This is a genomic window from Amycolatopsis sp. NPDC104587 (assembly GCF_055583645.1).
Map to the genome: position 1 here is coordinate 92,143 of NZ_JBVJNO010000016.1, position 17,555 is coordinate 109,697.

Here is a 17,555-nt window from a genome sequence, read left to right on the forward strand (position 1 = left end):
CAGGCATAGGCGGTCATTCCTTGACTCGAAGGGGCTCTTCCGGGCCAGTGTCGCAGGGCCCGCAACCGGTTTACTGCCGGTCCGGGTGCGCGATGGCCGCGTAGCGCGTGTCCCACACCGAACGCGGAACGCGCAGGGTGAGCGTCGGGGACTCGCAGATCCGCCGCCGCTGGGCCGGGACGGCCACCGGCACCGGTGGTGGCAGGTCCAGCGCCCGCCAGCCGCGCCGGCTCAGCGCGGCGCCGAGCGTTGCGCCCGCGGTGTTGAGCAGGACGTCGTCGGTGGAGGTCACCCGGCCCGTGTGGATCAGATATTGCGTACCTTCCACCAGTAGCGACGCGGCCAGGGCGGCCAGCGCGACCTTGGCCAGCGTGCGCAGCCGGCGCATCCGCAGCGGGAGCAGCGCGCCGAGCGGCGCCAGCAGCAGGACGTTGCCGATCACCTGCCAGAGCGACCCGTCGTCGGCGAAGGCGGCGGTGATGTCGGCGCCGGGCACCAGGTCGAGCGTGCTCGCGTGCGAGTTGCCGACCGGCATGATGACCAGGCAAAACACCAGGAACGCGACGAGCAGGACGGCGCTGTCGACGCCGGCCGTCGCGGTCGCGTAGCGGGCCGGAAGTCTTCGGCGGCGCCGGGCGGCGAGCAGTGGCCAGCCGAGCAGCGCGTACGGCAGCGCGATGGCCGAAACCGGAATCATCCCCCAGAAGGCGCGCAGCAGGGCTTCCATGCGCCTCCCTTCTCGAACCCCTCAAGATCTTCGATGCGCGATGAAAACAGCCCTCCCAAGATCACCTTCGCATCACAAGATCGTCTCGGCAGTCCGAGCGGGCCGCACTATTCGGTGATCTTTGCGGTGGCGCGACGGGGCTTTCCGTGGTTCGGTCGGTAGGCGCACTGTCCACAGTGGATGCTGTGGACAACCCTGTGGATGAATTCGGGGAGTTTGTGAAGAAGCCTTACTTCACAACGTGAATCCGGCGAGGAGGCCTGTGTACTACTCGGCGAGCTCGCGGGCCTGCTCGAGCAGGTTCTGCAGGTGCAGACCACGCCGGACGTCGCAGGGGTGCGCCGTGGTGCCGCTGGCGATCATCGCCGCGAAGTCGTCGAGCAGGGCGGTGTAGGACTCCTGTGCCGAGCCCGGTTTGCGCCCGAGTGTCCGGTAGCCGTGCTGACCCCAGACGGCGACCTCGACGACGGTCGGCTGCACCGGCAGCCGCAGCGAGAGCGTCGCCGTGCTGACCACGCCGTCTTCGTGCGCCAGCATCAGGTGCCAGAGGTCGCCGGGGCTCCGCCGCGCCGCCACGACCTGCGTGATCGGGCCGAGCGCGGCGTCCAGCATGTCGAGCGCGTGCGGGCCGATGTCGTACAGCGCGCCGCCGTCGTCCTGCCGCCACTCCGAAGCCGCGTACTGGCCGCCGAGCAGGGCGCCGGACAGCCAGCGCGCGCCGCCGCCGGCCCAGCCGCCCGCCTGCGCGAGGCCGGCGAGCCACTCCTGGGTCTGCGCCGAATACCGCAGGGTCAGCACGACGAGCGCGGCGACGTCGGCGGCAGCGACCGCGTCGGCCAGCCGCTGCGCGCCGGCGAGGTCGGCGGCGATCGGCTTCTCGAGGATCAGGTGCTTCCCGGCCTCGGCCGCGCGCACGCCCAGCTCGGCCTGGATCGCGGGTGGCACGGCGAGCGCCACCGCGTCCACCTGCTCGAACAGCTCCTCGACGCTGCCGGCGGTGGCCGCGCAGTGCGTCTCCGCAAGCGCTTGCGCCGCCTCCGGCCGCCGGGCCCAGACCGCGGTCAGCGCGGTGCCGGGGTGGTCGGCCAGGCCGGGCGCGTGCACCGTCGCCGCCCAGGGCCCGGCGCCGATCAGGCCGACGCGCAGCTGTCCGTCCGCGATGAGCTGTCCCACGCGCCGCAGTCTAGGTGTGTCCCTCGTCGCGCCGGAACCGCGTCTTCCACTGGCTAAGGTGCCAGCATGATCGCCGCGCGCTTCGCCCGTTTCTCCGCCGCCTGTGCCCTGCTGCTGGGCGCCGCTCTGGTGGGCGCCGCGCCCGCGTCGGCGGCGGACTCCGACGGCTCGTGCCCGGACGGCGGCGGGGTCACGGTGATCGTCGACTTCGGCGACCTGGGCCCCCAGCCCCTGGTCCGCTGCGCGCCGGGGACACCCGCGACCGGCATCGCCGCCCTGCAGGACGCCGGGATCGACGTCGCCGGCTCGCAGAAGTACGGCCTCGCCGTGGCCTGCCGGATCAACGGCAAGCCGGGCCCCGACGTCGAGTCCTGCGCGGGCATGCCGTCGGCGACGGCCTACTGGAGCTACTGGCACGCGGCGCCGGGCGGCGCCTGGACGTCCAGCCAGGAAGGCGCCCAGACCTCGAAGCCGGCGCCGAACGGCTTCGAAGGCTGGGCGTACGCGAAGCCGAAGACGGCCAACGACCTGCCCGCGCCGCCGCGTGTGGCGCCGGTCCGGCAGGCGGCGTCGCCGGCTCCCGCACCCGCTGACCAGGGCAGTTCGTTCCCGTGGGGTGTGGTGATCGGGGCCGTGGTGATCGTGGTGGTCGGGGGCGCGGGCGTCGTCGTGGCGCGACGGCGGCGTGCGCAGTAGGGCGCTGCACCCGGGCGCCTGGTGGGTCTGGGCGCTCGCGCTGGCCATCGCGGCCAGCCGGACGACGAACCCGCTGCTGCTGGGGCTGGTCATCGCCGTCGCCGGGTTCGTCGTCGCGAACCGGCGGAGTGACGCGCCTTGGGCGCTGGCGTTCCGGCTGTACGCGTACGTCGGCGCGCTGATCGTCGTGTCGCGCGTGCTGTTCCGGATCCTGATCGGCGGTGAGGACGGCGGGTACGTGCTGTTCACGCTGCCGCGGATTCCGCTGCCGGCGTTCGCGGCCGGGGTGTCGCTGCTCGGGTCGACGTCGGCGGAGGAGCTGCTCGGCGGGTTCTACGACGGCCTGCGGCTGGCGACGATGGTGATCTGCGTCGGCGCGGCGAACGCCCTGGCGAACCCGAAACGCCTGCTCAAGGCCGTGCCCGGGGCGCTGTACGAGGTGGGCACGGCCGTGACGGTCGCGCTGACCGTGGCGCCACAGCTGGTCGAGAGCGTGCAGCGCGTGCGGCGGGCCCGGCGGCTGCGGGCGGGCCGGGCTCGCGGGCTGCGGGCGGTCAAGGGCATCGTGGTCCCGGTGCTGGAAGACGCGATGGACCGGTCGCTGCGGCTGGCGGCCGCGATGGACTCCCGCGGGTACGGCCGCCGGGCGTACCTGAGCCGCGGCGTGCGGGTGCTGATCGCGTCCTGTGTCCTGTTCGGGCTGGTCGGGGTGTGCGTCGGCGTCTACGGGGTGCTCGACGGGACGTCGACGTGGCTCGGCGTGCCCCTGCTGGCGGCCGGGCTCGCCGTCGCCGTGGCAGGGTTTGTCGTCGGCGGGAAGCGGGTGCGGCGGACGGCGTACCGGCCGGATCCGTGGCGGTGGCCGGAGACGCTGGTCGTGCTGGCCGGGGTAGGAGCGTGTGTGCTGCTGTTCGTGACTTCGCGTGTTGATCCGGAGAACCTCTACCCGTCGTTGAGCCCGTTGCGCTGGCCCGAAGTGTCGGTGGTGCACGCGTTGTCGCTGCTGGTCGCGGTGCTGCCGGCGTTCGTCGCGCCACCGCGGCCTTCGTTGTCGTCGTCTTCGTCTTCGTCGGAGGTGGGCCGGTGATCGAGTTTTCGCAGGTCACGGTGACCTATCCGGACGCCGCGCGGCCGGTGCTGGCCGACGTCTCGCTGACGGTCGAGGAGGGGGAGCTCTGCCTGGTCGCCGGGCCCACCGGTGTCGGCAAGTCGACATTCCTTGGTGCGATCAACGGGCTCGTTCCGCACTTCACCGGCGGGCGGCTGGCCGGGCGCGTGCTGGTCGACGGGATGGACACGTCGGTGTACCCGCCGCGGGAGCTGGCTTCGGTCGTCGGAGTCGTCGGGCAGGACCCGCTGGCCGGGTTCGTGACCGACACCGTCGAGGAAGAGCTCGCCTACGCGATGGAGCAGCTCGCGGTCGCGCCGGATGTCATGCGCAAGCGGGTCGAGGAAACCCTGGACCTGCTGGGGATCGCGGAGCTGCGCAACCGTCCACTTCGGACGCTTTCGGGCGGGCAGCAGCAGCGCGTCGCAATCGGCTCGGTGCTGACGGCGCACCCGCGCGTGGTGGTGCTCGACGAGCCGACGTCCGCACTGGACCCGACCGCCGCCGAGGACGTGCTGGCGGTGATCACGCGGCTGGTGCACGACCTCGGGACGACGGTGGTCGTCGCGGAACACCGGATGGAGCGCGTCGCGCAGTACGCCGACCGGCTGCTGTACCTGCCGGGCGACGGCTCGGTGCGGTCCGGGCCGCCGGCGGAAATCCTGGCGACGTCGGAGATCGCGCCGCCGATCGCGGAGCTGGGCCGGCTGGCTGGGTGGTCGCCGCTGCCGCTTTCGGTGCGGGACGCGCGGCGGGTCGCGGGGCCGTTGCGGACGCGGCTGGCGTCACGCCGTCAGAAATTGTCGGTGGTGGGTTCTACTCTCTCGGTGACCGGTCAAGCACTGGACGTGAGAGGGGTGGTGGTCCGATACGGAGATGTCCTGGCGGTGCGCGGGGTCGACCTGCGCGTCGGGCAGGGGGAGATTGTCGCGCTGATGGGACGCAACGGCTCCGGCAAGTCGTCGCTTCTCTGGGCGGTGCAGGGCAGCGGGCCGAGGTTGGCGGGGAAGGTCGACGTCGGCGGAGCGGATCCTGCGACGCTCAAGCCACGAGTGGCCCGTCGGCGCGTCGGACTGGTTCCGCAGACCCCGGCCGACCTGCTGTACCTCGATTCGGTCGACGCCGAGTGCGTACAGGCCGACACCGAATCCGAGGTCCCGGCGGGAACGGCCCGGGCGCTGCTGGACCGGCTCGCCCCCGGGATCACCGGTGAAGCGCACCCCGGTGACCTGTCCGAAGGGCAGCGACTGGCGCTGGTGCTGGCCGTCCAGCTGGCGGCGGCCCCACCGGTCGTGCTCCTCGACGAGCCCACACGCGGCCTCGACTACCACGCAAAACGGCGCTTCGCGGCGACCCTGCGCGAGCTTGCCTCGCAGGGTCACGCGGTGGTGCTGGCCACCCACGACGTCGAGTTCGTGGCCACGGTGGCCCACCGAGTGGCGGTCCTGGCCGACGGCGAGGTGGTGGCCGACGGCCCGACGAAGGAGGTCATCGTCGCCTCACCGGCGTTCGCGCCACAGGTGGCGAAGATCTTGTCGCCGGAGCAGTGGCTGACGGTGGACGAAGTAGCCGAGGCGCTGGCATGAGCGGGTTTGTGGTGCTGCGCGGGTCCGGCGTGGCCAGCTCTGTTGTGCTGCGCGGGTTCGGCGTGGCCGGCTCTGTTGAGCTGCGCGGGTTCGGCGTGGCCGGCTCTGTTGAGCTGCGCGGGTTCGGCGTGGCCGGCTCTGTTGAGCTGCGCGGGTTCGGCGTGGCCGGTTCCTGCGTGCTGCGCGGGTCCAGCGTGGCCGATTCCGGTGTGCTGCGCGGGTTCGGCGTGCCCGGTTCCGCCGTGCTGCGCGGCTCCGGCTTGACCGGCTTCGTCGTGCTGCCCTGGTCCGGTGGTCCGGCGTGACCGGCTTCCTCGGCCCACCGCCGCGGGCGGTTCGGCTTACCCTTCGGCCCGCGTTGGTCCTCGGGGTCGCCAGCCTGCTCGGCATCGCCATGTTCTGCTGGCCGCTCTTCGCGCACCCGCGGCCCAGCGGCGCCGCGCACACCGCGGACGCGCCGTTCGTCTTCATGGCGACCCTGCCCGTCCTGATCCTGGTCGTGCTGGCCGAGCTGTCACGCGGCGGCATCGACGCCAAAGCGCTCGCGCTGCTCGGCGTGCTGTCGGCCGTCAACGCCGGGCTTCGGCCGCTCGGGGCCGGGACCGGGGGTATCGAGCTGGTGTTCTTCCTGCTCGTGCTCGCGGGGCGGGTGTTCGGGCCGGGGTTCGGGTTCGTGCTCGGCTCGACGTCGATGTTCACCTCGGCGCTGCTCACCGCCGGGGTCGGGCCGTGGCTGCCGTTCCAGATGCTCGCTTCCTCGCTGATCGGGCTCGGGGCCGGCTTGCTGCCGAAGCGACCCCGCGGCAAGGCGGAGATCGCCGTGCTGGTGGTGTACGGCGTTGTCGCGGCCTACTTCTTCGGGCTCCTCATGAGCCTGTGGACGTGGCCGTTCCTGGCCGGCTCGTCGTTCAGCGGCTCGCACGCGGGGCTCGGGTTCGTGCCCGGCGCGCCGCTGCTGGACAACCTGCACCGGTTCGCCGTCTTCACCGTGCTGACGTCGACCCTCGGCTGGGACACCGGCCGCGCCATCACCAACGCCGTGGCGATCCTGCTGCTGGGGCCGGCCGTCCTGACGGTCCTGCGCCGGGCGGCTCGGCGGGCGGCCTTCGACGCGCCCGCCGAGTTCGATCAGGCCAGCTTGTCGTAGATCGCGACCAGCTCGGCGAGCTTGCGCGCGTCCGGGACGTGGCTCGTGTCGAGGTCGAACACGCGGAAGCGGTTGCCCGGCGTGGCCGCGTCGGCCTCGCGGATCATGCGGTCCTGCAACGGGAGCGGGACGATCCGGTCCCGCAGGTGCCGGACGTACACCCGCGGCACGCGGCCCCACCGCGCGCGGTCGCCGCGGGACGGGGTTGCGCCCTTGGTGAGTAGGTCGTCTGGCGCCATCGTGTTGAGGAACGCGTAGAACTCGGCGTCCGTCGCGTCTGCGAGGAACGCCGCTTTCGCCGCCGCGAGCAGCTTCGGGTCCGCGAGGCGCCAGTTGAACCGGACCGCGCCGATCACCGCCGGGTCGGCGGCGAGGAAGCCGAGGAGGTCGCCGACCCGGGACGTCGACGCCTCGGGGGTGGCCATGTACTCGTCCGGGGTCGCGAGGTCGATGCAGCAGAACGCCGTGTCGTACACGAGAAGGTCGATCAGATGCGGGACGGCGTTCGCGACCAGGCTGATCATCGCGCCGCCGATGCTCGCGCCCACCAGCACGACCGGGCCGTGCGCGGCCGCGCGGCGGACCGTCTCGACGGTGGCCGCCACCTGGTCGGCGACCGTGACGCCGGCCAGCGCCGACGGCTCCGTCGCGAACGCCGCGAGATCCTGCGGCGCCTGGTAGGAGCGGCGGAACTGCTGGCCGGGCTGGTCGACGCCGACTCCGCGATGGCCGCGCAGAACCAGCTCGTTCGGCGCGGCCGAGACACCGTTGGCGCCGGCGGCAAAGACGAACGTGGTCACGCGACCGCGCGACGGCCGCCCCGCGACGGGCGAGTCGGCTTCGGCAGCTGCGGCGGCACCAGCGGCTGCCGCGCGCCCCGCGGCAGCGGCAGGCGAGGCGGCACCAGCGCGTCCCGCGGCAGGCAAGGCGGCGGCGGGCGTGGCGGCCAGCGCGGGCGTCACGACTCCGAGACCGGCGGCGGCCAGGGCGGTACGACGGCTCAACTCAGGCATACCTGACAGTGAAGCGAGCCCACCCGCTCCCGCCCAAGACGACAAAGTCGCCGCCCGGACCACCAAAAGTTGGTCGGGCGGCGACTAACGTCGATCAGCTGTAGGAGTAGAAACCCCGGCCGGTCTTCTTGCCCAGCAGGCCCGCGTCCACCATGCGCAGCAGCAACGGCGGGGACGAGTACAGCGGCTCCTTAAACTCCGCGTACATCGAGTCCGCGATGGCCTTGATCGTGTCCAGCCCGATGAGATCGGACAGGCGCAGCGGGCCCATCGGGTGGGCGGTGCCCAGCTCCATGCCGCGGTCGATGTCCTCGGCCGAGGCGAAGCCCGACTCGATCATCCGGATCGCCGAGAGCAGGTACGGCACCAGCAGCGAGTTCACGATGAACCCGGCGCGGTCCTGCGAGCGGACCACGGTCTTGCCCAAGGCTGTCGTCGCGTGCTCTTCCGCGCGGCGGGCGGTCTCCTCGCTCGTTAGCAGCGAGGGCACCAGCTCCACCAGCGGCAGCACCGGGACCGGGTTGAAGAAGTGGATGCCGACCACCTGCTGCGGCCGGCTCGTCGCCATGCCCAGCTTCATGATCGGGATCGACGACGTGTTGGACGCGAACAGCGCGTCCTCGGCCTCGACGATCTTGTCGAGCTGGCGGAAGACGTCGACCTTCGCCTGCTCCTGCTCGAGGATCGCCTCGATGACCAGTTCGCGGTCGGCGAACTCGGCGATGTCCGTGGTGAAGCGGAGGCGGCTCCGCGCCGCGTCGGCGTCTTCGGAGGAGATCTTGCCGTTCTTGACGCCGCGTTGCAGAGACTTCTCGATGCGGGCCTGGCCCGCGTCGAGCGCCGGCTGGTTCACCTCGGTGACCACGACGTCCAACCCGGACCGTGCGTGCACCTCGGCGATGCCGGACCCCATCAGTCCCGCTCCGACGACTCCAACCCGACTTACCACCGGCTCACTCCTTCGTCCGCTTCGCAGCCCGCACCCTGTTCGAGGGCAGCACGCAGCGCGCGAGGGCGGTCACCGAGTTGTGCCCGGCTACGCCCTCGCGCGGTTACGCGTGCTCAACGACGGTACTCGTCGTACCCGTCGTCGTACGGGTCTTGATCATCGCTGTCCGGCTCCTCGTAATGACCACTCGAGGAACCACTCGACAGCTCGCGCTGCAAAGCATCGAAGTCGGTCTCGTGCGAGCTGTACTTGAGCTCGCGCGCCACCTTCGTCTGCTTGGCCTTAGCCCGGCCGCGCCCCATGGCTCGACCCCCTCGCACAGGGGCGGGGCGGCCGGGGGAATCGGCGGCCCCGCATCGTCTCGACAATTCTTTCCTGCTCACACCGTACCGTGTCCGGGGGGTTCGATGCGACGTGGCACGGTGTGCTGGTCGTGACAGTGTCCGCCGGACACCGGTTACCGGCCGGTCGGTGGCGATCGGCGCAGGTAGACGTGCCACGATCTACTGGTGCTCCGTCCCTTCGTGGCCTACCTACGGGTGTACGAACCCCTGCTCGCCCTGGGCGACCAGCCGGACGAACGGCTGCGCGCGGCCGTCGCGGCGGCCAAGCTGCGGCGGACCGAAGCGGGCGCTCGCGAGCAAGCCATGTGGCTCAAGTCACAGGTCGCCGCGCCGCGCCGGCTGCTGCCCGCCGAGCTCGCCGACGGGCGGCCGGCGCCGAGCCTGCTGACCGACGTCCTGGTGCTCGACCCCCAGGACGTGCCGGAGGGCAAGGCGGGCAGTGGCCCGTTCGTGTGCCCGCTGGAACTGCGGGCCCGCTCGGCCGCCGCGCTCGTCACCTTCCTGGGCGACGCGCACCCCGCGCTGAAGAACGTCGTCCTCGACGAGGGCGGGTTCACCCAGGAGACGATCCGCGCCCGGACGAAGTCGGCGATGGCGGACCTGAGCACCTCGGCGGCGCACACGCTCTCCACGACGTGGACCGTCCCGCTGCCGTGGTTCGTCCTGGTCGACCCCGAAGAGCGGCGGCTCGTGCTCGGCCGTGGCCGCGACGATCCCGAGCGCGAGATGTCCTGGCGGACCACCCTGGCCGACGCCCAGCACCGGGCGCGCGAAGCCGGTGAGCTGCTGGAACAGACGTTCGGCGACTCCGGGCCGGGACGCGTGCTGTTCGAGACGCGGCGGTGGCTGGACAACTTCCACGCGGACTCCGTGGTCGAGCTCGACTACGGCGGGCTGGTGCAGCTGTTCACCGATTCCATCCTCGAAGCCGACAACACCGCCGAAGAGGTGCACGACATCCTGGACGCGCTGCGCTCGGGCAACGTCGAGGAGCTCGCCGAACTGTTCTCCGACCTGCGGGAGTTCTGGGGCGACCTGGCCGCCCGCGAACGCTCGAACTAACCGCGCAGCTCCGGCACCCGGAGCTCGCCGACCGGGCGGCCGCCGCCGAGCACCGAACCGCGCGCCAGCTCGGTGAGGTCCGAGACGTCGACGCCGAGGTACCGGAGCGCTTCGACGGCCAGGGGCGCGCAGGTCCGCTTCGCGCCGTCGTCGATCTTGATCGCCACCGCGAACCCGTCCGGGAGGGCGAACGCCTGGACCCCCTCGGCGCCGCCCTTCGCGACGAGACCGTCCACGGCGGACATCAGCTCGGTGTCTTCGCGCCCGGTGCCGGCGACCAGCCACGGGTGCGCGCGCATCGCGGACGCGACCGTCCACTCGGGTCCGTCGGTCGCGCTCGCGACCCGGCCGAACGCGCGCGCCAGCGCCGTCAGGGAAAACGCGAAGAGCGGGGCGCCACAGCCGTCGACGCCGGTGTGCGCGATCGGCTCGCCGGTCAGGTCGGTGACGGCGACGGCGATCGCCTGCTGCAGCGGGTGGTCCGGCGCCTCGTAGCCCGCGGTCGGCCAGCCTGCGCGGACGCAGGTGGTCAGCATCCCGGTGTGCTTGCCGGAGCAGTTCATCATCACGCGCCGCGGCTCGGCGGCGTCGCGCATGCTCGGCACGTGCAGCGGGAAGTCGGGCGGGCAGGCGAGGTCGTCTTCGTGCAGGCCCGCGGCCTCGAGCAGTTCGAGGACCCGCTTGACGTGCCCGGGCTCGCCGGAGTGCGACGCGCATGCCAGCGCGAGGTCCTCGCCGGTGAAGCCGAGCCCGGCCCGCAGCATGCCGACCGCCTGCAGCGGCTTGTTCGACGAGCGCGGGAAGACTGGCGAAGTGACGTCGCCGAGCGCCATCCGGACGTCGCCTTCGGGGCCGGTCACCACGAGCGCGCCGCGGTGGACGCTTTCCACAAAACCGGATCGGACGACTTCGGCGAGGACGGGGTTGGTCACTGAGCCTCGCCGCGTCCGCCTTCGCTCTCCAGCAGCTCGTCCACAGTGGCCGAACCCTGCTGGTAGCGCTTCGCGATCTCCGCGTTGAAGGTGTCCATCACGCCTTGGACCTCACGCCGGAAGGACGACACCGACAGCTCTTCGCGGGCGTAGGTGTCCAAAGCGGAGGCGAGCTTCTCGTCCGAGAGGGACCCGACGTCGGTCAGGTCGGTGTCGCCGATCAGGGCCTCGGCGTGGCGCCGGTGCTCGCCGGCGCGGGAGGGTTCGAGCTGCTGGTGACGTCCGGAGCCGGCCGCCGGACCGAGCGCGTTGTCGGCCAGGATCGTGGCGAGCTGGTCGACGATGCTGTCTTCGCCGCCGGAGCTGCGCCGAGCCTGCTCCGCGCGCACGATGTCGATCCGGGCGTGCAGGAGCCGGCGCAGGTAAGACAGGTCCGTCTCTTCCTGCGCGGCTTCGTCGCGCCGCTCGCGCAGCACCTTCAGCGGCAGTTCACCCAGGCCGCTGAGGTACCCCGGGCCGAGCACGCGGTCGATCCGCCGCCTGCCGCCGGGCCGCACTTCGATCACAGCGCAGTTTATCCCGGTTGAGGGTGATGTCGCTGTCAGGGGCTTTTGTTCAGCCACGAAGTTGGGCCGCCGCCGCACGCCCCGGCGCGGGCTGCTCCGACGGGACGGAGTCGGGGTCGATCGCCGCCTGGACGAGGTTGTCCTCCGACCCGGTCAGCAGCTCCGCGCCCACCGGCGTCGAGCGTTTGACCAGGGCCAACGCGATCGGCCCGAGCTCGTGGTGCTGGATCACGGTGCCGACGCGGCCGACCGTCCGGCCGTCGAGCAGCACCGGGTCGCCGGGCTCCGGCCGGATCTCGGGGGAGCCGTCGAGGTGCAGCAGGAGCAGGTTCCGCGGCGGACGGCCGACGTTGTGCACCTTCGAGACCGTCTCCTGGCCGCGGTAACAGCCCTTCGCGACGTGCGCGGCGGAGCCGACCCAGCCCACCTCGTGCGGGATCGTGCGGTCGTCGGTGTCGACCCCCAGCCGCGGCCGGACCGACTCGACGCGCAGGGCCTCGAACGTCCAGCTGCCGGCCGCCCGCGCGCCCGCGTCGGTGAGGCGCTTCCACCAGTCGGCGAGGGCGTCGCGCGGCACCGCCAGGTCGACGCTGGAGCGGCCCGGCCACGGCATCCGCCGGGCGAACCCGCCGCCGGAAAGCGCTGTCACCGCGTACGGCTCCGGGCCGACTTCGGCGCCGGCGGCGCTCAGCACGCGCTCGGCGTCCGGGCCGAGCACGGTCAGCAGCGCGAGCTCGCCGGTCGCGTCGCGGATGTCCACCTTGGACCAGAACTTCATGGCCTCGAGGTATTCACGCAGTGTTTGGGGACCGCCCTTGGGCAGCGCGCTGGTCACGCTCGTGCCCGGGTCGGTGTCGAGCCAGACGGTGCCGTCGAGGTGCGCGAGCACCATGTGCGTCTCGACGCGGCCCTGGCTGTCGAGCACCAGCGCCTCGGTGCCGGTGCCTTCGGCGAGCTCGGTCACGTGCTGCGAGATCACCAGGTGCAGCCACGAGAGCCGCTCCTCGCCGGTGACCGCGATGAACTCCCGGTGGGAGCGGTCGATCACGACAGCGCCACGCGACGCCGTGCGCTGCTCCGCGAAGGGGTCTCCCCAGTGCCAGGGGACGCCGGCTTCGGGGTGGTCGTCGGGCGGAGGGATGGATCCGGGCACGTCCAGCAGCGGCGAGCGGTACGGCATACCGCCCAGCCTAGGTGAGGACTGATCCGGCCAAAAGCAGGCCGACACCTCGTACGGCACGTGACTGTCGCAGCAAAGCCATTCGGCCGTGACTGTGGTCGGATCAGTACCGGTCGGCGCAGTACCGTGCTTGTATGCGCGTGCTCGTCTTCCTCGACGGAACCCCGGCCGACCCCGACACCGCCCAGATCAAGGCCGACGACCTCGGCCTGACCCGCGGCGACGGCGTCTTCGAGACGATTCTCGTAGTCGACGGGAAGCCCCGCGAACTGCGGCCCCATCTCGAGCGGCTGGCGCGTTCGGCGGCCATGCTCGACCTGCCGGAGCCCGATCTCGCGGCCTGGGAGCACGTGGTCTCGGTGGTGCTCGACCGGTGGGCCGGCGGCCCCGAAATGGCGCTGAAACTGGTGTACACCAGGGGTTCCGACGGCGACCCCGACGCGGTGCCGACCGGGTTCGCGCTGGGTTCGGAGGTGTCGCCGTCGATCTTGCGGGCCCGTGCCGAGGGGGTCGCCGCGGTCACCCTGGACCGGGGTTTTCCGCCGGACCTCGCCGAGCGCGCGCCGTGGCTGCTGCTCGGCGCGAAGCCGTTGTCCTACGCGGTGAACATGGCCGCCGTGCGGGAGGCGGGCCGCCGCGGGGCCGACGATGTGATTTTCACCGCCACCGACGGCTCGGTGTTCGAAGGTCCGACCTCGACCGTGGTGCTCGCGAAGGGGCGGACGCTCTACACCCCGCCGCCGGCCATCGGGATCCTGCCGGGCACGACCCAGGCCGCGCTGTTCCGCGGCGCCGAGAAGGCCGGCTGGGCGGTCAAGGTGGAACCGCTGCGCGTGGCCGACCTGGTGGCGGCCGACGGGGTGTTCATGGCGTCGAGCGTGCGCAAGCTGACGCGGGTGCACACGCTGGACGGTGCCCGCCTGCCCGACTCGTCGGCCGTGTTCGCCGAGCTGCTGGCGGCCTACGAGGGTGAATACGCCTGAGTGATCCGCACGATCGCGGGGGCGACCTCTTCGGCGCGGTAGGCGGCGATCTTGTGGTGGCCGTCGATGATCAGCTCGCGGTCACCGTCGGCCAGTACGACGGCGACCGGGCGGTGGCCGCTGCGGATCGCGGTCCGGTAGTAGCCGACGCGGGCTTCGTCGGACGGCGGCCAGACGTCGGTCGGGGTGAGCAGCTGGTCGTCCGGCAGCCGCTCGGGGCCGCTCACGCGGTAGTCGCCGTCGACGAGCAGGTCGAGCACCGGGCCGAGCGTGGTGGCCAGCGGACGCCGGAGCTGGCCGGTGGCGAGCGCGATCCGCAGCGCTTGGGGCAGCTCGGCCCGCGCCCGGTTGTTCACGTCCAGGAAACCCGTGCCACCGCTGATCGTCACCTGTTCCACGCCTATCAGGACGGGCGACGGCGCGACATGGTTCCAGCCGCTACCCGGAAGGGTGCACCGGGTGACCCGGGTCTCACCCGCGCGGCGGTACAGCCCGGCGAGACCCCGCACTTTCACGTGAAAGTGCGGGATGGGGACGGGCGGAAGCGGATCCGGGTGCCCGGCCGGGCTTGCGCGAGCGCGCCCAGCGCGGCCCCGCGCACGACGGCGGCGACCGGGTAACCACCCGTGGTCGGGTGGTCGGCGAGGAACACCACGGGAAGGCCGTTCGGCGGCACCTGGATCGCGCCCGTGACGACGCCTTCGCTGGGCAGCTCCTCTTCGGCGAACTCCGCCGCTCGCCGCAACGCCGTCCCGTCGAGCCGCAGGCCGACGCGGTTGGACTCCGCCGTCACCGTCCACCACGCGGCCAGACCGCCGGCCGCGGAAGCGAGCCAGTCGTCACGCGGGCCGAGCGTCACCGGCACCACCAGCTCGTCCGGCGCCGAAACGGGCACCACGACGTCCGCGCCGGCCGGGATTCCGGTCGGCGCGCCGAGCGGAAGCACGTCTGACGCGCGAAGCGGCGAAGGGCCGATGCCGGACAGGACGTCGCGAGATCGGCTGCCCAGCACGGGCTCCACCGCGATCCCGCCGGACACCGCCAGGTAGCAGCGCAGCCCGGCCGGCGGCGTCCCGAGGGTGAGCGTCTGGCCCGCTCGCACGGGCACCGGCACGTGGGAGCCGAACGCGCGGTCGTCGACGACCACCGAGACCGGCGGGCCGGTCACCGCGACCGTCGCGGACGCCGTGAAGCGCACCGAAAGGCCGCCGAGCAGGGCTTCGATCCCGGCCGACCCCGCCGGGTTGCCGACGAGCCGGTTCGCCAGCCGCAACGACGCCGTGTCCAACGCCCCCGACGGCGCGACGCCGAGATGCGCGTAACCCGGCCGGCCCAGGTCCTCGACCAGCGCCTGCGGCCCCGGCGCGAGGACCTCCAGGGACCTCACCGGACGCTCCGGAACCGCACGCGGTCACCCGGGGCGAACAGCGCGGGCGGGTCCGCGCGCGGGTCGAACAACGTCGCCGACGTGTGCCCGAGCAGCCGCCAGCCGCCGGGTGACTCGCGCGGGTAGACGCCGGTGAACTCACCGGCCAGCCCGACCGACCCGGCTGGGACTCGGGTGCGGGGTGACTCCAGCCGCGGCTGCCGCAGCGACGGCGGAAGACCGGTCAGGTAACCGAATCCGGGCGCGAAGCCGGTGAACGCGACGGTGTAGGCCGTTTCGGTGTGCAGCGAAACGACGGCTTCCTCGGACATCTCGGCGTCCGAAGCGACGAGCGCGAGGTCCTCGCCGTCGTAGCGGACGTCGAGGGTCACCTCCCGCGGCTCGCCGGCGGGCGGGTGCGTCAGGTCGGCGTCTTCGAGCAACGCCCGGACCGCCGCCACCCCGCCGACGACCAGCAGGCTGCGGGCGCCGGGCACCAGCTCGACGACGTCTTCGGGGCGGGCCGCGCAGACGGTCGCGTGGGCCGCGCGCATCTGCTCGAGCGAGTCGCAGTCGAGCAGGGCGGCGTCCTCGCCACACCGCCGCCAGCGCACGCTGTCAGCCGACGACGCGGCGAAGCAGGGCCGAAGAGTGGGGCTGCATCTCCTGGCCCACCATGGCGCGCTCCTCGACGTAGCCGAGGGAGCCTTCGATCAGGCCGTACAGCCGCTGGGCCGCGGTGACGTCCTTCGCGGTGGCCGTGCGGATCACCGCGTCGGTGCCCAGCTCCCAGGACGTCTGGTTGCGCGGCTTGCCGTAGTAGAGCTCGACGACGCCGGTGTTGTGCGTGAGCAGCAGCTCGATCGTGTCGTCTTCCTGCGGCCGCCAGAACCCGGACTCGCGGGCGGCAGGGCGGATGACCTTGCCGTCGTCGTCCAGCAGCCACGCGCGCGACTCGTGGACGAGGAACGGCCGGCCGTCGTGCGAGATCGTCAGCTGCTGCGCGAACTTGCGCGGGCCTTCGATGGTCGGGTAGTCGACCTCGCCCTCACCGCGCCAGACACCGACGAGCGGCAGCAGCGCGAGGCAGGCGTCGTTGAGGTTCGGCCCCTCGCGCAGGTTCGCGGTGTCGTTGGGGATGGGCAGGTCGTCCCACAGCGGAAGGTTGCGCTCGCGGGTGCTCTCCGCGCGCATCTCCGCTGCTGCGATGGCGTCGTCGCCGCTGGCGGTCATGGGTCAGCGCTGGTCCGCGTAAAGCCGGTAGACGACGTACACGGCGAACCACGTGATGGCGACGCCCGCCAGCACCAGCAAGGTCGTAAACAGAGCTTCCACGTCCAGCAGGATAGTCCGCCGCCGCTCACCCGGCCCGGCGCAGGGTCGTCGCGGTGAGGACGGTCACCGCGAGCAGCACCACCCCGGCCACGCCCATCGCCGCGTGCAGGCCGCTCGGCAGTGTCGGACCGGCGGCCAGCAGCGCGCCGAGCGCGGCGACCCCGAGGGCGGTGCCGGTCTGGCGGGCCGCGTTGACCGTCGCCGACGCGATCCCGCTGCGGTTGCCCGGCAGCCCGGCCAGCCCGACGATGTTCGACGGCGTCACCGACAGCCCGACCCCGGCGCCGGCCAGCGCGAACGCGACCGCCACCAGCCAGTACGGGCTTTCGGCGTCGAGCAGCAGGAACGCGAAGGAGCCGACGGCCGCGACGAGGTAGCTGACCGGCAGGAGCCGCTCCGCGCCGTAGCGCGCCGAGAGCCGTCCGGCGGTGAACGCGGCGACGACGTTCGTGAGCACGTACGGCAGCATCTGGACGCCCGCCTCGGTCGCCGTCGCGCCGCGGGCCTGCTGCAGGTAGACGCCGATCAGGAAGACCGCCGGATAGGCCGCGAACCCGAGGCTCCAGGCGGCGAAGATCGCCACCGAGAACCGGGTCCCGGCGAACAGCCGCACCGGCAGCATCGGGTGCGGCACGCGCAGTTCGACCACGATGAACGCGGTCAGCGCGGCGAGCCCGAGAACCCCGGTGAGCAGCACGGACGTGCTCAGCCCCAGCCGTCCGGCCTCGATCACGGCGAAGGTCAGCAGGCCGATCCACAGCGCGCCGAGCACCTGTCCGGTCAGGTCGAGCGCGCCGTGCGCCGGGTCGCGCGACTCGGTGATCCCGCGGCGGCCGAGGACCACCGCGACCACGCCGATCGGCAGGTTGATCAAGAAGATCGCGGGCCAGCCGAAGGCGTCGGTGAGCGGGCCGCCGATCAGCGGGCCCAGCACCAGCGCACAGCCCGCGACCGTGCCCCACAGGCCCATCACCCGCGCCCGCTCGGCCGGCGCCGGGAAGGCGTGCGCGAGCAGCGCGACCGAGCCCGGGATCACGGCGGACGCGGCGAACCCCTGGACGATCCGGGCGGTGACCAGCAGCTCGAGGGTCGGCGCGAGCGCGCAGCCGACCGACGCGACCGTGAACAGCGACAACCCGGTGAGGTAGACGAGCTTGCGACCGTAGCGGTCGCCGAGCGTGCCGCCGGAGAGGATCACGGCGGTGAGCGCGACGGTGTAGCCGTCGATGATCCACTGCAGCCCGCTGAAGCTCGTGCCGAGCGTGCGTTGCATGGTCGGCAGCGCGACGCTCACGACGCTTACGTCGAGGAGGGCCATGAAGCTGCCCAGGAAGACGGCGGCGAGCAGGCCGGCGCGGCGCGTCACGGGAGCGGTAAGGGTCACCTAA

General features: G+C 72.5%; 20 protein-coding genes. 7 read left to right on the forward strand and 13 right to left on the reverse strand.

Annotated elements, in window-relative coordinates; all coding sequences use genetic code 11:
• Positions 1-70 precede the first annotated feature (70 nt).
• Positions 71-727 carry a VanZ family protein gene (locus ACZ61C_RS39115; protein WP_465312969.1) on the reverse strand — a complete coding sequence of 219 codons (657 nt, stop codon included), beginning with the start codon at positions 725-727 and terminating at the stop codon, positions 71-73.
• Between the two features lie 267 nt (positions 728-994).
• Positions 995-1,900 (reverse strand): Gfo/Idh/MocA family protein, encoded by a 906-nt coding sequence (locus tag ACZ61C_RS39120; protein WP_465312970.1) that lies wholly within the window; start codon positions 1,898-1,900, stop codon positions 995-997.
• A 66-nt stretch (positions 1,901-1,966) separates the two neighbouring features.
• Here ACZ61C_RS39120 and ACZ61C_RS39125 point away from each other — a divergent pair, with 66 nt between their 5' ends.
• The 5 genes from ACZ61C_RS39125 to ACZ61C_RS39145 are packed head-to-tail and all read left to right on the forward strand — an operon-like array spanning position 1,967 to position 6,437.
• Positions 1,967-2,596 carry a hypothetical protein gene (locus tag ACZ61C_RS39125; protein ID WP_465312971.1) on the forward strand — a complete coding sequence of 210 codons (630 nt, stop codon included), beginning with the start codon at positions 1,967-1,969 and terminating at the stop codon, positions 2,594-2,596.
• A complete protein-coding gene (locus ACZ61C_RS39130; RefSeq protein ID WP_465312972.1) occupies positions 2,586-3,683 on the forward strand; it encodes a CbiQ family ECF transporter T component in 1,098 nt (365 codons plus the stop codon). The genes ACZ61C_RS39125 and ACZ61C_RS39130 overlap by 11 nt, the downstream gene beginning before the upstream one ends.
• Positions 3,680-5,290: an ABC transporter ATP-binding protein gene (locus tag ACZ61C_RS39135; protein ID WP_465312973.1), complete on the forward strand. Its 1,611-nt coding sequence runs from the start codon at positions 3,680-3,682 to the stop codon at positions 5,288-5,290. The genes ACZ61C_RS39130 and ACZ61C_RS39135 overlap by 4 nt, the downstream gene beginning before the upstream one ends.
• Entirely contained in the window at positions 5,287-5,595 is a 309-nt protein-coding gene (locus ACZ61C_RS39140; protein WP_465312974.1) for a hypothetical protein, read from the forward strand. Before ACZ61C_RS39135 ends, ACZ61C_RS39140 begins: the two co-directional genes overlap by 4 nt.
• Entirely contained in the window at positions 5,592-6,437 is an 846-nt protein-coding gene (locus ACZ61C_RS39145; RefSeq protein ID WP_465312975.1) for an ECF transporter S component, read from the forward strand. The genes ACZ61C_RS39140 and ACZ61C_RS39145 overlap by 4 nt, the downstream gene beginning before the upstream one ends.
• Here ACZ61C_RS39145 and ACZ61C_RS39150 read toward each other — a convergent pair.
• From ACZ61C_RS39150 to ACZ61C_RS39160, 3 genes are all read right to left on the reverse strand, one after another.
• Positions 6,419-7,237 carry an alpha/beta fold hydrolase gene (locus ACZ61C_RS39150; RefSeq protein WP_465312976.1) on the reverse strand — a complete coding sequence of 273 codons (819 nt, stop codon included), beginning with the start codon at positions 7,235-7,237 and terminating at the stop codon, positions 6,419-6,421. The two genes, ACZ61C_RS39145 and ACZ61C_RS39150, sit on opposite strands and share 19 nt — an antisense overlap.
• Positions 7,238-7,544: 307 nt before the next feature.
• The gene (locus ACZ61C_RS39155; RefSeq protein ID WP_465312977.1) at positions 7,545-8,399 is read right to left on the reverse strand and encodes a 3-hydroxybutyryl-CoA dehydrogenase; all 855 of its coding nucleotides are present in this window, start codon (positions 8,397-8,399) and stop codon (positions 7,545-7,547) included.
• 113 nt (positions 8,400-8,512) lie between these two features.
• Positions 8,513-8,701: a DUF3073 domain-containing protein gene (locus tag ACZ61C_RS39160; RefSeq protein ID WP_465312978.1), complete on the reverse strand. Its 189-nt coding sequence runs from the start codon at positions 8,699-8,701 to the stop codon at positions 8,513-8,515.
• A gap of 207 nt (positions 8,702-8,908) precedes the next feature.
• On the opposite strand from ACZ61C_RS39160, the gene ACZ61C_RS39165 reads away from it, so the two are divergent.
• A complete protein-coding gene (locus ACZ61C_RS39165) occupies positions 8,909-9,805 on the forward strand; it encodes a DUF8083 family protein (protein WP_465312979.1) in 897 nt (298 codons plus the stop codon).
• Here ACZ61C_RS39165 and ACZ61C_RS39170 read toward each other — a convergent pair.
• From ACZ61C_RS39170 to ygfZ, 3 genes are read right to left on the reverse strand one after another with little or no spacing between them, the layout of a single operon-like run.
• Positions 9,802-10,737: an asparaginase gene (locus ACZ61C_RS39170; RefSeq protein ID WP_465312980.1), complete on the reverse strand. Its 936-nt coding sequence runs from the start codon at positions 10,735-10,737 to the stop codon at positions 9,802-9,804. The genes ACZ61C_RS39165 and ACZ61C_RS39170 overlap by 4 nt on opposite strands.
• The gene (locus ACZ61C_RS39175; RefSeq protein WP_465312981.1) at positions 10,734-11,303 is read right to left on the reverse strand and encodes an RsiG family protein; all 570 of its coding nucleotides are present in this window, start codon (positions 11,301-11,303) and stop codon (positions 10,734-10,736) included. The genes ACZ61C_RS39170 and ACZ61C_RS39175 overlap by 4 nt, the downstream gene beginning before the upstream one ends.
• A 49-nt stretch (positions 11,304-11,352) precedes the next feature.
• Positions 11,353-12,483 (reverse strand): CAF17-like 4Fe-4S cluster assembly/insertion protein YgfZ, encoded by a 1,131-nt coding sequence (gene ygfZ / locus ACZ61C_RS39180; RefSeq protein ID WP_465312982.1) that lies wholly within the window; start codon positions 12,481-12,483, stop codon positions 11,353-11,355.
• A 134-nt stretch (positions 12,484-12,617) separates the two neighbouring features.
• On the opposite strand from ygfZ, the gene ACZ61C_RS39185 reads away from it, so the two are divergent.
• Positions 12,618-13,466, forward strand: a complete 849-nt coding sequence (locus ACZ61C_RS39185; RefSeq protein ID WP_465312983.1) for an aminodeoxychorismate lyase — start codon at positions 12,618-12,620, stop codon at positions 13,464-13,466.
• Here ACZ61C_RS39185 and ACZ61C_RS39190 read toward each other — a convergent pair.
• The 5 genes from ACZ61C_RS39190 to ACZ61C_RS39210 all read right to left on the reverse strand — a co-directional run bounded on the left by ACZ61C_RS39190 (position 13,445) and on the right by ACZ61C_RS39210 (position 17,551).
• Positions 13,445-13,864 carry a hypothetical protein gene (locus tag ACZ61C_RS39190; protein WP_465312984.1) on the reverse strand — a complete coding sequence of 140 codons (420 nt, stop codon included), beginning with the start codon at positions 13,862-13,864 and terminating at the stop codon, positions 13,445-13,447. The genes ACZ61C_RS39185 and ACZ61C_RS39190 overlap by 22 nt on opposite strands.
• A 113-nt stretch (positions 13,865-13,977) precedes the next feature.
• Positions 13,978-14,853 carry a 5-oxoprolinase subunit C family protein gene (locus tag ACZ61C_RS39195; protein ID WP_465312985.1) on the reverse strand — a complete coding sequence of 292 codons (876 nt, stop codon included), beginning with the start codon at positions 14,851-14,853 and terminating at the stop codon, positions 13,978-13,980.
• Positions 14,850-15,446 carry a 5-oxoprolinase subunit B family protein gene (locus ACZ61C_RS39200; protein ID WP_465312986.1) on the reverse strand — a complete coding sequence of 199 codons (597 nt, stop codon included), beginning with the start codon at positions 15,444-15,446 and terminating at the stop codon, positions 14,850-14,852. The genes ACZ61C_RS39195 and ACZ61C_RS39200 overlap by 4 nt, the downstream gene beginning before the upstream one ends.
• 4 nt (positions 15,447-15,450) lie before the next feature.
• Positions 15,451-16,065 carry a heme-binding beta-barrel domain-containing protein gene (locus ACZ61C_RS39205; RefSeq protein ID WP_465312987.1) on the reverse strand — a complete coding sequence of 205 codons (615 nt, stop codon included), beginning with the start codon at positions 16,063-16,065 and terminating at the stop codon, positions 15,451-15,453.
• A gap of 127 nt (positions 16,066-16,192) precedes the next feature.
• The gene (locus ACZ61C_RS39210; protein WP_465312988.1) at positions 16,193-17,551 is read right to left on the reverse strand and encodes a DHA2 family efflux MFS transporter permease subunit; all 1,359 of its coding nucleotides are present in this window, start codon (positions 17,549-17,551) and stop codon (positions 16,193-16,195) included.
• Positions 17,552-17,555 lie beyond the last annotated feature (4 nt).